10 protein-coding genes and 1 riboswitch are annotated in these 12079 nt (G+C 72.2%); of the genes, 7 read left to right on the forward strand and 3 right to left on the reverse strand.

All coding sequences use genetic code 11. The features are described from left to right. Window positions 1-427 precede the first annotated feature (427 nt). On the forward strand, window positions 428-1243 hold the full coding sequence (locus HNR21_RS22440; protein ID WP_182706742.1) for a TIGR03084 family metal-binding protein: 816 nt from the start codon (window positions 428-430) through the stop codon (window positions 1241-1243). 178 nt (window positions 1244-1421) lie between these two features. On the opposite strand, the gene HNR21_RS22445 is transcribed toward HNR21_RS22440, so the two are convergent. Continuing rightward, window positions 1422-2090: a ScbR family autoregulator-binding transcription factor gene (locus tag HNR21_RS22445; RefSeq protein ID WP_182706743.1), complete on the reverse strand. Its 669-nt coding sequence runs from the start codon at window positions 2088-2090 to the stop codon at window positions 1422-1424. Between the two features lie 328 nt (window positions 2091-2418). Between HNR21_RS22445 and HNR21_RS22450 the strand changes: the two genes are divergently transcribed. Genes HNR21_RS22450 through HNR21_RS22460 form a run of 3 tightly spaced genes read left to right on the forward strand, consistent with a single transcriptional unit; the run spans window position 2419 to window position 5709 of the window. Next, window positions 2419-2949, forward strand: a complete 531-nt coding sequence (locus tag HNR21_RS22450; protein WP_233358693.1) for a DUF5987 family protein — start codon at window positions 2419-2421, stop codon at window positions 2947-2949. Beyond that, window positions 2946-4610 carry a GMC family oxidoreductase N-terminal domain-containing protein gene (locus HNR21_RS22455; protein WP_182706744.1) on the forward strand — a complete coding sequence of 555 codons (1665 nt, stop codon included), beginning with the start codon at window positions 2946-2948 and terminating at the stop codon, window positions 4608-4610. The genes HNR21_RS22450 and HNR21_RS22455 overlap by 4 nt, the downstream gene beginning before the upstream one ends. Window positions 4611-4620: 10 nt before the next feature. Then, window positions 4621-5709 carry a carboxymuconolactone decarboxylase family protein gene (locus HNR21_RS22460; RefSeq protein ID WP_119730417.1) on the forward strand — a complete coding sequence of 363 codons (1089 nt, stop codon included), beginning with the start codon at window positions 4621-4623 and terminating at the stop codon, window positions 5707-5709. A 37-nt stretch (window positions 5710-5746) separates the two neighbouring features. Here the strand turns inward: HNR21_RS22460 and thiC are convergent, their stop codons facing one another. Both thiC and HNR21_RS22470 read right to left on the reverse strand, forming a co-directional pair. After that, window positions 5747-7486 carry a phosphomethylpyrimidine synthase ThiC gene (gene thiC / locus HNR21_RS22465; protein ID WP_182706745.1) on the reverse strand — a complete coding sequence of 580 codons (1740 nt, stop codon included), beginning with the start codon at window positions 7484-7486 and terminating at the stop codon, window positions 5747-5749. Then, window positions 7484-7595: riboswitch (TPP riboswitch) on the reverse strand. It overlaps the preceding gene by 3 nt. Before the next feature lie 7 nt (window positions 7596-7602). Next, a complete protein-coding gene (locus HNR21_RS22470) occupies window positions 7603-8202 on the reverse strand; it encodes an NUDIX hydrolase (protein ID WP_512700798.1) in 600 nt (199 codons plus the stop codon). Between the two features lie 19 nt (window positions 8203-8221). Here HNR21_RS22470 and clsA point away from each other — a divergent pair, with 19 nt between their 5' ends. The 3 genes from clsA (at window position 8222) to HNR21_RS22485 (ending at window position 12079) form a co-directional block, all read left to right on the forward strand. Then, on the forward strand, window positions 8222-8875 hold the full coding sequence (gene clsA, locus HNR21_RS22475) for a cardiolipin synthase ClsA (RefSeq protein ID WP_312881174.1): 654 nt from the start codon (window positions 8222-8224) through the stop codon (window positions 8873-8875). Between the two features lie 21 nt (window positions 8876-8896). Next, entirely contained in the window at window positions 8897-11395 is a 2499-nt protein-coding gene (locus tag HNR21_RS22480) for a mannose-1-phosphate guanyltransferase (RefSeq protein ID WP_182706747.1), read from the forward strand. A gap of 81 nt (window positions 11396-11476) precedes the next feature. Beyond that, window positions 11477-12079, forward strand: coding sequence for an RNA polymerase sigma factor (locus HNR21_RS22485; RefSeq protein WP_119730421.1), 603 nt, complete (start codon window positions 11477-11479; stop codon window positions 12077-12079).

Below are 12079 nucleotides of genomic sequence, written 5' to 3' on the forward strand. Positions count from 1 at the left end.
CCGGCGCGGGGAATGCGGCACCACCGGAATGCCGTACGAGGGCGCATCAGGGTGACCGGCGGGTCCACCAGTCCGGCCACCCTGATGAAGGCATCGGTGAGCTCGGCGTCGTGCGCGGCGGTGTGCCGGAGCCGGAAGAGACGGGCGTTCGCCATGCGGGCCGGTGCGCCCGCCACCGGAGCCGATTCCCTGAAATGCCGGGACCATGGAGCACAATGCGCGAAGCCGGCCGGGGCGATCTGATCGATACTGGCCTCGGCTGCACAAAGGCGGTGCGATCGGTGGGCGACCCCTTTCACGCCGCCCGGCCGATGATCCTTTTCCGGCGCCGTTCCCGGCCGCCGCGCGGTCCCAGGACCATGCGCTGGAAAAGGGATGACGCCGGCGGCCACTCCCGACCGTTGTGAACCCATCCGAGGAGCGAGAAGTGGCCGAACTGGACGTGTTCTCCGATCTGACCGCCGAAAGCCTGCAGATCGACGACCTGGTGTCCGGCCTGGACGAGCGCCAATGGAAACTGCCGACGCCCGCGCCCGGCTGGAGCATCGCCGACCAGGTCGCGCATCTGTCGTTCATCTTCCGGCTGGCCGGGATGGCGGCCGCCGAGCCGGAGGCGTTCAAGGCGATGGCCGCCGCCGCCAAGGCGGACTTCGACGGGGCGGTCAACGCCGCGCTGGCCCAGTACCGTGCCGAACCGGACGTCATGCTGGCCCGCTGGAAGGACGAGCGCGCGGCGGCGGTCGAGGCGCTCAGCTCGGTGCCCGCCGGGCAGACGGTGCCCTGGCTGGTCAATCCGCTCCCGCCGACCATCCTCGCCTGCGCGGGGATCATGGAGGTGTTCGCCCACGGCCAGGACATCGCCGACGCGCTGGGCGTCGAGATCGAGCGGACCGACAGGATCGGGCACCTGGTCGGCTTCGCGGTCCTGACCCGGGACTTCGGATACGAGGCGCGCGGCATGACCCCGCCCAGGACCCAGTTCCGGTTCGAGATCACGGCGCCGTCGGGCGCGGTCTGGGAGTTCGGCCCGGCCGATTCCCCGCAGCGCGTCACCGGTCCCGCCGTCGACTTCTGCCTCCTGGTGACCAGGCGCCGGCATCGCGACGACCTGGCGGTCACGGCGTCGGGGGAGGAGGCCGACCAGTGGCTGGACATCGCCCAGGCGTACCGCGGCCCGGCCGGTCCGGGCCGCAGGCCGGGGCAGTTCGACAAGCCCGTCGCCGCCGACGGCCGGGCCGGGTGAACACGGATCGCCATCCCGCGAGGGTGGCGATCCGGACCCGGGGGCGCCCCTGTTCCGGCGCCCGTGATCGCCGGGACCGGCACATCGCCGGGACCGGCGCGGGGGCTTCCCGCAGGCGTGCCGGGCGGCCGCTGCCGCCCGTCCTGCCGCCGGGACGCCCGACGGGCCCGGCGGGATCTCAGTTGGACAGATCCGGGCGCGGCGTGCCGGTGTCCGGCGTCGGCCCGATTCCGTTGATGCCGCGCATCACCTCGTTCATGTGCTCGGCCTTGACCAGTCCCGGCAGCAGCCACCGCCACATCTCCGCCAGGTGGGCGCGCACGTCGGCGTTCCCGGTCCTGTGCAGCACGGCCATGCGCTGCAGCCCGGCGAACGTGGCCACGATGAGTTCGGCCACGATCCGGGTGTCGACGTCCGGCCGCAGGTCGCCCTGCTCCCGCGCCTCCTGGAGCAGGGCGTCGATGACGTCGGCCTGCCCGCAGAACAGGTGCGGCGCCGAGGCGCCGATCAGGTCCCCCTCACACGCCAGCCGGGTGCTCGCGCGGGTCAGCACGTCGTCGTGAAAGATCGCGTGGGCGCGCCACAGCAGCTCCGGAAGCAGCCGGATCACACGCTGGTTATGTTGACGCAGCTCGTCCACCAGGGCGGGCCAGCGGCCGAGCTGCTCCTGGAGGATGGCGACTGCGAGGTTTTGCTTGCTCGGGAAATGGAAGTACACCGCGCCCTTGCTCACGTCGCGCCCGGTCACGATGTCCTGGAGGCTGGTGGCCTGGTATCCCTTGGCCTCGAACATCTCGGCGGCGGCCATCAGGATCGCCTGACGGGTCCGTTCGGCTCTCTTCTGCATCTCCTGTCCAAGTGTTCGATGGGAGCAGGGTTATAGCACCGGGCAACCGGTCGTGCAACTTCCAGTGGCGGCGCCGAGAAGGGGACCGGTACCGATACGCGTCTTCAGTGCGCGCCGGCCCCGCGGACGACACTCTCAAGGATGCCGGGGACGCCGGAAGAAGTGGACGATAACGGACAGGAATGAGATTCCTGACGGGTATCGCGCGCGATGAGTCGATGACGCCGATTCGCCTCATATGTTCCGTATATCCATGGGTTTCGCACGGCGAACGGGAGGTGTGCCGCCGATGGAATCGGCATCCGCGGAAGAGAAAGAAGCCGAGACAATGACACTCGAGGCATTCGCCGACACCATCGTTCCCGGTGAACGGCGTTCCCCCGACGACAGGGCGGTCGCGGGCGCCGCCGAGGGCCCCGGGGCGGTCGCGGCGGGCGCGGTCGAGCTGCTGCGGACGCCAGCGACCGGGATCCACACCGATCTGCCGGTGCTGGCGGACATGCTGAACGAGCATGCGCGCGCGTACGCGGACCAGCACGGGCTGACGCTGGACCCCGGCGTCCCCGCCTTCGTCGCGCTCGCGTTCGAGGACCGGACCGCCCTGGTCCGCTCCCTGGTGGCCCCCGGCCATCCGGAGAAGGACGCCTGGGTCCTTCTCGCCCTGTTCAGCAACATGGCCTTCGACACCGCCGCGCACATGCACACCCGGGACGCGTTGGCCGAGGGGCATCCCGGCCTGCTGGCCATGGGGCTGATGGAGCCCTCCCCCGACGGCCTGTGGCGCTTCCCCGCCTACTCCTACGGCCGCCGGCTGGCCGACGTCCATCCCGACACCACGCCTTCGGGGAGCCCGCGATGAGCAGTGTCGAACGCACCGACGTCCTGGTGGTGGGCAGCGGCTTCGGCGGCGCGATCGCCGCGTACCACCTCGCCGCGGGCGGCGCCCGCGTGGTGGTGCTCGAACGCGGCCCCTGGCTGGAGAGCAGGGAGTTCGAGCACGACTTCAAGCTCGGTTCGTCCTACACCCGGATCTTCGACTTCGTGGTGGGCGACGGCATGAGCGTGCTCGGCGGCAACTGCGTGGGCGGCGGCAGCGTCGTGTACTTCGCCGCGATGCCCCGCGCACCGCGCTTCGTCTTCGACCGCCAGGGCAGCATCGGCCGCCGGATCTGGCCGAAGGCGATCTCCCGGGACACGCTGGAGCCCTGGTACGACCGGGTGGCCGAGGCGCTGCCGGTCACCGGGCAGGACTGGAACGAGGTCACCTACGCCGGCGGGCTGTGGGCGGCGGCGTGCGCCCACGCGGGCCTGACCGCCAATCCGGTGCCGGTCGCCGTCGACAACGACAAGTGCACCAACTGCAACTGGATGATGGCCGGCTGCCGCTTCGACGCCAAGCGGTCGCTGCTGTTCAACTACCTTCCCGCGGCCCTGGCGCACGGCGCCGAGATCCGCCCGCTGCACGAGGTGCAGCGGCTGACCCGCACCGACGACGGCGGCTACCGGGTCCACTACAACGTCATCGACGACGAGGACTACCGCATCCACACGGCGAGCGGGACGATCGACGCCAAGATCGTCGTTCTCGCCGCGGGGGCCGGGGCCACCCCGGTGATCCTGCAGCGCTCCGAGGCCGACCTGGGGAAGATGCCCCACGCGGTGGGCCGGTACTTCTCCGGCAACGGCGAACGCCTCAACACGGCGGTCATCGACGAGGACCGGGTGCGCGAGGTGCTCGGGCTCTCCCGCGAGGGCGGCCTGGCCTATGCCGCCAACCAGATCGGCCGCGGCCCGGTCGTGGCGAACTGGGACCGGCTGGACGGAGACCTGCCCGAGTTCTCCCGCTTCTCGCTGGAGCAGCTGTACTTCCCGCCGGGCCTGGGCACGATCCTGGCCCAGGCGCCGGACGCCGAGGACGCCGGCGCCCCGACCTGGTTCGGGGTGCGGAAGAAGGAGATGCTGCGGCGCTGGCAGTCCTGGCTGACGATCTTCATCATGTCCGAGGACGACAACGAGGGGGTCTTCGGCCCGCCCCCGGCCACCGGCAACGCCATGCGCATCTCCCAGCAGATGCTCGGGCGCGGCAACCTCCGGTACAGCCCCACCCTGAACACGGCGCGAGGCTGGGCCGAGGCGGACGCCGCGGTGCGCGAGATCCTCGAGCGCGACGGGCTGGCCAAGGTGCGGCCGTGGACGAACGACCTGGTCGGCGCCTACACGGTGCATCCGCTCGCGTCCTGCCGGATCGGCGATGATCCGGCCACCTCGGCGCTGGACGACCGCCACGAGTTACGCGGCCATCCCGGCATCTTCGTCACCGACGGCTCCGCCGTGCCGACGGGCCTGACGGTCAACCCGGCGATGACCATCGCCGCGCTGGCCGAACGTGCCATGCCCGCCATCGTGCGGGCGGCGCAGGAGCGCGGCATACCGGTCAGGTACGGGGCGCCGGCGCCGGACGGCGCCACGAGCGCCCGCCGCGCGGTGGAGCCGCTGGTGCCCGGCGTGATCCGCGGATGACGGCCCGGCAATGAGCAGAATGCTGGCCCGGGCGGCCCGCAGAGGGGCACAGGTCCAGATCCGCCACGTCTCCGCGGTGCCGTACGGCGCCGCGGAGGGGCTGGCCGGCGCGGTCTACGCGCAGGTCGAGCAGGACTTCGGCATGCTCGCCCCACCGGTCGCGCTGCACGCCCCCGTGCCGGAGTCCCTCGCGGCCTGCTGGATGATGCTGCGGGAGACGCTCCTGGCCTCGGGCCGCGTGCCGCGTGCGGTCAAGGAGACGGCGGCGGCCGCCGTGTCGCTGGGCAACACCTGCCCTTACTGCGTCGAGGTGCACGGCACCGTGCTGCACGGCCTGGCCTCGGGGCGCGACGCCACCGCCGTCTCCCAGGGACGGCTCGCGTCGGTCGCCGATCCACGGCTGCGCGAGATCGCGGCCTGGGGGATGGGGGGACCGTCCGGAGGTCCCGCGGCACCGCCCGGAATGCTCCGCACGGACGCCGAGGCCGCCGAGCTGGTCGGGGTGGCGGTCACCTTCCATTACCTCAATCGCATGGTCAACGTGTTCCTGGGCGATTCGCCTCTCCCACCGGGCGTGCCGGCGGCGCTGCGAGGCGGCGCCAGGCGGCTGCTCGCCCGCGTGATGCGGGCCGGTGCCCGGGGCCGCCGCCCCGGGCGGTCGCTGGACCTGCTGCCCGACGCGGCACTGCCCGAGGACATGCGCTGGGCGGCCGGCAGCCCGCACGTGGCCGGCGCCTTCGCGCGCGCGGCCGCGGCCTTCGCCGAGGTCGGGCGGCGTTCGGTGCCGGAATCCGTCCGGGCCCTCCTGCCGGACCCGCCGGACGGCATGGCCGGGGAGAACGGCCCGGCCATGCCCAGCCGGGCCTGGGTGGAGCCGATGCTCGCCGGGCTGCCCGCCGCCGACGTGCCGGCCGGGCGGCTGGCGCTGCTCACCGCCCGGGCCTCCTACCAGGTCGACCGGACGGTCGTCGACGACTTCCGCCGTGCCCGGCCCGGCGACGCGGCGCTGATCGGCCTCACCTCATGGGCGAGCTTCCAGGCGGCCCGTGCCGAGGGGGGCCGCCTGTACGCCGGGCTGAAACGGGACCGTCCGGGATGACCGTCCGTGTCGTCCTGGTCGAACGTCTCCGGGGCCGTCAGCCGTCCGTGGGGGTCAGCGGGAGATAGACCCGCCCGCCGGAGGCGGTGAACTCCTCGGCCTTGGCCTTCATGCCTTCGGCGAGGGCCTCCTGCTCCGACAGCCCGCGCTCCTCGGCGAACCTCCGCACGTCCTGGGTGATCTTCATCGAGCAGAAGTGCGGGCCGCACATCGAGCAGAAGTGCGCGGTCTTGGCCGGGGCGGCCGGCAGCGTCTCGTCATGGAACGAGCGCGCGGTGTCGGGGTCCAGCGACAGGTTGAACTGGTCCTCCCAGCGGAACTCGAACCGCGCGTCCGACAGCGCGTCGTCCCACGCCTGCGCCCCCTTGTGCCCCTTGGCCAGGTCGGCGGCGTGGGCGGCGATCTTGTAGGCGATCACGCCGGCCTTGACGTCGTCCTTGTCCGGCAGCCCCAGGTGCTCCTTGGGGGTGACGTAGCACAGCATCGCGGTGCCGTACCAGCCGATCATGGCCGCGCCGATCGCCGAGGTGATGTGGTCGTAGCCGGGCGCGATGTCGGTGGTCAGCGGGCCGAGGGTGTAGAACGGCGCGTCGTCGCACCACTGCCGCTGCAGGTCCACGTTCTCCTTGATCTTGTGCATCGGGATGTGGCCGGGACCCTCGTTCATCACCTGGTTGTCGTACTCGGCCGCGATCCTCGTCAGCTCGCCCTGGGTGCGCAGCTCGGCGAACTGGGCCTCGTCGTTGGCGTCGGCGATCGAGCCGGGCCGCAGCCCGTCGCCCAGCGACCAGGTGATGTCGTAGGCGGCGAAGATCTCGCACAGCTCCCGGAAGTGGGTGTAGAGGAAGTTCTCCTCGTGGTGCGCCAGGCACCACGCCGCCATGATCGACCCGCCCCGCGAGACGATGCCGGTCTTGCGCCGAGCGGTCAGCGGGATGTACCGCAGCAGCACCCCGGCGTGCACCGTCATGTAGTCCACGCCCTGCTCGGCCTGCTCGATCACGGTGTCCCGGAAGACCTCCCAGGTCAGGTCGGCCGGGTTGCCGCCGACCTTCTCCAGCGCCTGGTACAGCGGCACCGTGCCCACCGGCACGGGGGAGTTGCGCAAGATCCACTCCCGGGTGGTGTGGATGTCCCGGCCGGTGGACAGGTCCATGATCGTGTCGGCGCCCCACCGGGTCGCCCAGGTCATCTTCTCCACCTCCTCCTCGATGGAGGAGGCCACCGCCGAGTTGCCGATGTTGGCGTTCACCTTCACCAGGAAGTTCCGGCCGATGATCATCGGCTCGATCTCCGGGTGGTTGACGTTGGCCGGCAGCACCGCCCGGCCCGCCGCCAGCTCGGCCCGCACGAACTCCGGCTCCACGCCCTCGCGCAGCGCCACGAACTCCATCTCCGGGGTGATCTCGCCGCGCCGCGCGTACGCCCGCTGCGTCACCGGCCCGCCGGTGGCGCGGCGCGGCCTGCGCGGGGGGCGGAAGGAAAGGGCGGCCCGGTCGCGATTGGTGGAGCGGCGGCCGTCGTCCTCGGGCCGCACCGGGCGGCCGTCGTACTCGGCGGTGTCGCCGCGTTCGGCGATCCACTTCGCCCGCAGGGCGGGCAGCCCGCGCCGCACGTCCACCTCGTAGGCGGGGTCGGTGTACGGGCCGGAGGTGTCGTACAGCACCACGGACTCGCCGGTGCTGAGCGGCACCTCCTTCATCGGCACCCGCAGGTCGGGGCGGGTGGGGCTGGTGAGGTAGGTCTTGCGGGCAGCGGACACTGCAGCTTCGGTCATGGCGACTCGACTACTCCCTACGCCGGCATTACCCGGTCAGGTTCCAGCGGTCTGCGGCCGTGTCAGCCGCACTCTCAGCCCGGTTCGCCGGGCTCCCGCGTCTTGCCGCCCAGACGTTAACCCGCGCCCGCCCCGTTGCCGCAAGCCCCGGTCATGAGGTAGAGCAGCGCCGCCACGGTGGACCCGGAGACGATCTCGCCCCGGGCGATCAGGGCGGGCACCGACTCCAGCGGCACCCAGGAGATCCGCTCGGCCTCCACGTCGGTCGGCTCGCCGGCGGGCACCGCGCCCTCGGCCCGGAAAATGTGATGAATCCCATCGGTGAGGCCGGGGGAGGGGCGGACGTCGAGCAGATGATGGAGCGGTCCCGGCCGCCAGCCGGTCTCCTCCTCCAGTTCCCGGGCGGCGGTGGCGGCCGGATCCTCGCCCGGCTCCACCCGGCCGCCGGGGATCTCCCAGCCCCAGCTGTCGGGGATGAACCGATGCCGCCAGATCAGCAGCGCGCGGCCCTCCCCGTCCACGGCCACCACCCCGGCGGACGGCCGTACGCGCACCAGATGATGATCGAATCGGCGTCCGTCCGGAAGTTCCACGTCGGCCAGTCGCAGATCCAGCCACGGACTGACGTAAATGGAGCGTTCTCCGTGCAGGGTCCAGCGCATGAGGTGGGACGCTACCCGAGCCCGGCCCGGCGCGGCGGGTAGGGTCGGGATCATCGGGACTGGAGGTGAGCTGGTGGAGGCACCGGTCGAGCCGGCCGGGCGGGCCGTGGACCGCGTGTGGACGGTGCCCAACGCGTTGAGCCTGGCCAGGCTGCTGGGCGTGCCGCTGTTCCTGTGGCTGGTGCTGGCCGGACACGACTGGTGGGCGCTGGCGCTGCTGGCCGCCGCCGGCCTGTCGGACTGGCTGGACGGCATGCTGGCGCGGACGCTCGGGCAGACCAGCCGGCTGGGCGTGCTGCTGGACCCGGCCGCCGACCGTCTCTACATCCTGGCCACCCTGGTCGGCCTGACGGCACGGGAGATCATCCCGCTGTGGCTGACCCTGTTGCTGGTGGGCCGGGAGGTCGCCATCACCCCCATCGTCCCGGTGCTGCGCAGGCTCGGTTACAACGGCACGCTGCCGGTGCACATGGTGGGCAAGGCGGGCACGCTGTGCCTGCTGTACGCCTTCCCGCTGCTCCTGCTGGGCGACCACTCCGGCGCGGTGGCGACCGGAGCGAGGATCATCGGCTGGTCCTTCGCCATCTGGGGAACGGCGCTGTACTGGTGGGCGGCCGTCCTCTATTGGGTCCAGGTGCGGCAGCTCCTGCTGGCCGACCGCACCGGCGTCCACGATCCGCCGCGCGGCGGCGGGACGGGGCTGGACCCCGGACCTCAGGCCGGCTGAGCGAAGGGAGCGCGACACTCCATGAAGGCCGTTGTGATGGCGGGCGGAGAGGGAACCCGGCTGCGCCCGATGACCGCCAACCAGCCCAAACCGCTACTGCCGGTCATCAACCGGCCGATCATGGAGCATGTGCTGCGGCTGCTGCGGCGGCACGGGCTCACCGAGACCGTGGTCACCGTGCAGTTCCTGGCCGCGCTGATCCGCAACTACTTCGGCGACGGCGAGGAGCTCGGCATGTCGCTGAGCTACGCCACCGAGGAGATCCCGCTCGGCACCGCCGGCAGCGTCAAGAACGCCCAGGAGGCGCTGCGCGACGACCGGTTCTGCGTGATCTCCGGGGACGCCCTGACCGACATCGACCTGACCGACATGGTGCGCTTCCACGAGCAGAACGGGGCGCTGGTCACCATCGGGCTCAAGCGGGTGCCCAACCCGCTGGAGTTCGGGATCATCATCGTCGACGAGGCCGGCCGCATCCAGCGGTTCCTGGAGAAGCCCACCTGGGGGCAGGTGTTCTCCGACACCGTCAACACCGGCATCTACGTGATGGAGCCCGAGGTCCTCGACCACGTCGCCGAGGGCGTCCCGGTGGACTGGTCCAGCGACGTGTTCCCCAAGCTGCTCGCCGAGGGCGCCCCGCTGTACGGGTACGTCGCCGACTGCTACTGGGAGGACGTCGGCACCCACGAGAGCTACCTCAAGGCCCAGGCCGACATGCTGTCCGGCAAGGTCGACGTGGAGATGGACGGCTTCGAGGTCTCGCCCGGCGTGTGGATCGCCGAGGGCGCCGAGGTCGACTCCGAGGCCGTCCTCAAGGGCCCGCTCTACATCGGCGACTACGCCAAGGTCGAGGCCGGGGTGGAACTGCGCGAGTTCACCGTGCTCGGCAGCAACGTGGTGGTCAAGGAGGGCGCGTTCCTGCACCGCGCGGTGGTGCACGACAACGTGTTCGTCGGCCCCTCCACCAACCTGCGCGGCTGCGTCATCGGCAAGAACACCGACGTGATGGCCGGCGCCCGGGTCGAGGAGGGCGCGGTCGTCGGCGACGAGTGCGTGATCGAGGCCGAGGCGTACGTCTCCAGCGCCGTCAAGGTCTACCCGTTCAAGACCATCGAGGCCGGCGCGGTGGTCAACACCAGCGTCATCTGGGAGTCGCGCGGCCAGCGCACCCTGTTCGGGCCGCGCGGGGTGTCCGGGCTGGTCAACGTGGAGATCACCCCGGAGCTGGCGGTCCGGCTGGCCAGCGCCTACGCCACCACCCTCAAGAAGGGCGCCACCGTCGTCACCGGCCGCGACGCCTCCCGCGCCGCCCGCACCCTCAAGCGCGCGATCATCAGCGCGCTCACCGCCAGCGCCATCGACGTCGCCGACCTGGAGGCCTGCCCGCTGCCGGTCACCCGGTTCGAGACCGCCCGCGAGGACGCCGGCGGCGGCATCTACATCCGCACCACCCCCGGCGACCCGCAGGGCGTGGACATCATCTTCCTGGACGCCGACGGCGCCGACCTGTCGCTGGCGGCGCAGCGCAAGCTGGAGCGGGTGTTCGGCCGGCAGGAGTTCCGCCGCGCCTTCCCCGGCGAGATCGCCCAGCTCAGCTATCCGGCCCGCACCCTGGAGACCTACACCCGCGACCTGCTCACCCGGGTCGACCAGCGCGGCGTCCGCGAGGCCGAGCTGAAGATCGTGCTGGACTGCGCCGGCGGCACCGCCTCGCTGGTGCTGCCCAGCCTGCTCGGCCTGGTCGGGGTGGAGGTGCTCACCAGGAACAACCGGCTGGACGAGGCCAACCCCACCGAGACCCTCGCCGAGCGGATGCGGGACCTGCAGCGGCTCGGCGACCTGGTGTCCAGCTCGCGGGCCGCGTTCGGCGCCCGGTTCGACCCGGTCGGCGAGCGGCTGTCGATGGTGAACGAGAACGGCGAGCTGATCGGCGACGACCGGGCGCTGCTGGTGTTCCTGGACCTGGTCGCCGCCGAGCGGCGGGGCGGGCGGGTGGCGCTGCCGGTCACCACCACCCGGGTCGCCGAGCAGGTCTGCCGGTTCCACGGCGTCCAGGTGGAGTGGATCTCCACCTCCCAGGACGCGCTGACCAAGGCGGCCGCCGCACCGGACGTGATCTTCGCCGGGGACGGCCGGGGCGGGTTCGTGTTCCCCGAGTTCAGCAACACCGTCGACGGGATCGCCGGGTTCGTCCGGCTGGTCGGCCTGGTCGCCCGGACCCGGCTGACCCTCTCCCAGATCGACGCGCGCATCCCCCAGGCGCACCTGCTGCGCCGTTCCGTGCCGACCCCGTGGGCGGCCAAGGGCGGGGTGATGCGCAGCGTCGTGGAGGCCGCCGGGCGGCGCACCATCGACACCACCGACGGGGTGCGGGTGGTCGAGGACGACGGCCGCTGGGTGCTGGTGCTGCCCGACCCGGCCGAGGCGGTCACCCACCTGTGGGCCGAGGCCGCCGACGACGACGCCGCCCAGGCCCTCCTGGAGGAGTGGGCCGCCGTGGTCGAACGCGCGGGTTCCTGAGGGAAGCGGGTTCCCGAGGGAACCGGCGGCGCTCGGGCGGGCAACAACGGGTGTCCCGACCGAGAGCCGGAAGGCCCCCACATGAGCGAAACCAGCCGGATCGCGGGATCGGCCGACGCCGATCTCATCGCCCGGTCCCGGCACGAGCCCGAGGCGTTCGCCGAGCTGTTCCACCGGCACGCGCCCGCCCTCAAGCGCTATGTCACCCGCAGGCTGGGCGCCGACGCCGCCGAGGACGTGGTGGCGGAGACGTTCCTGGCGGCGTTCCGCCGCCGCGGCCGCTACGACACGGCGCGCCCGGACGCGCGCCCGTGGCTGTACGGCATCGCCACCAACCTGATCGGGCGGCACGTGCGCACCGAGGTCCGGGCGCTGCGGGCGTTGCAGCGCACCGGCGTCGACCCGGTCACCGCGCCGTTCACCGAGCGCAGCGACGAGCGGGTCAGCGCCGTCGCGGCCCGCCGGGCGCTGGCCGCCGCGCTGGCCGGGCTGCCCGCCGGGCACCGCGACGCGCTCCTGCTGGTCGCCTGGGGCGGCCTCAGCTATGAGGAGACCGCCCAGGCCCTGGGCGTGCGCATCGGCACGGTCCGATCGCGGATCAGCCGTGCGCGCGCCAGGCTGCGCCGGGAGCTCGGCGGGGTCAACCCCACTTCGACCGTTAGCGAGGAGCCCGTCGGTGGATGA

The organism is Thermomonospora cellulosilytica (assembly GCF_014138835.1).
GTDB classification, from domain to species: domain Bacteria; phylum Actinomycetota; class Actinomycetes; order Streptosporangiales; family Streptosporangiaceae; genus Thermomonospora; species Thermomonospora amylolytica.

Bases quoted from the DNA above. Each gene is read 5' to 3' on its own strand.
- HNR21_RS22445 (WP_182706743.1), bottom strand. From the start codon at position 2,090: ATGCAGAAGAGAGCCGAACGGACCCGTCAGGCGATCCTGATGGCCGCC.
- HNR21_RS22450 (WP_233358693.1), top strand. From the start codon at position 2,419: ATGACACTCGAGGCATTCGCCGACACCATCGTTCCCGGTGAACGGCGT.
- HNR21_RS22455 (WP_182706744.1), top strand. From the start codon at position 2,946: ATGAGCAGTGTCGAACGCACCGACGTCCTGGTGGTGGGCAGCGGCTTC.
- HNR21_RS22460 (WP_119730417.1), top strand. From the start codon at position 4,621: ATGAGCAGAATGCTGGCCCGGGCGGCCCGCAGAGGGGCACAGGTCCAG.
- thiC (WP_182706745.1), bottom strand. From the start codon at position 7,486: ATGACCGAAGCTGCAGTGTCCGCTGCCCGCAAGACCTACCTCACCAGC.
- HNR21_RS22470 (WP_512700798.1), bottom strand. From the start codon at position 8,202: ATGATCCCGACCCTACCCGCCGCGCCGGGCCGGGCTCGGGTAGCGTCC.
- HNR21_RS22480 (WP_182706747.1), top strand. From the start codon at position 8,897: ATGAAGGCCGTTGTGATGGCGGGCGGAGAGGGAACCCGGCTGCGCCCG.
- HNR21_RS22485 (WP_119730421.1), top strand. From the start codon at position 11,477: ATGAGCGAAACCAGCCGGATCGCGGGATCGGCCGACGCCGATCTCATC.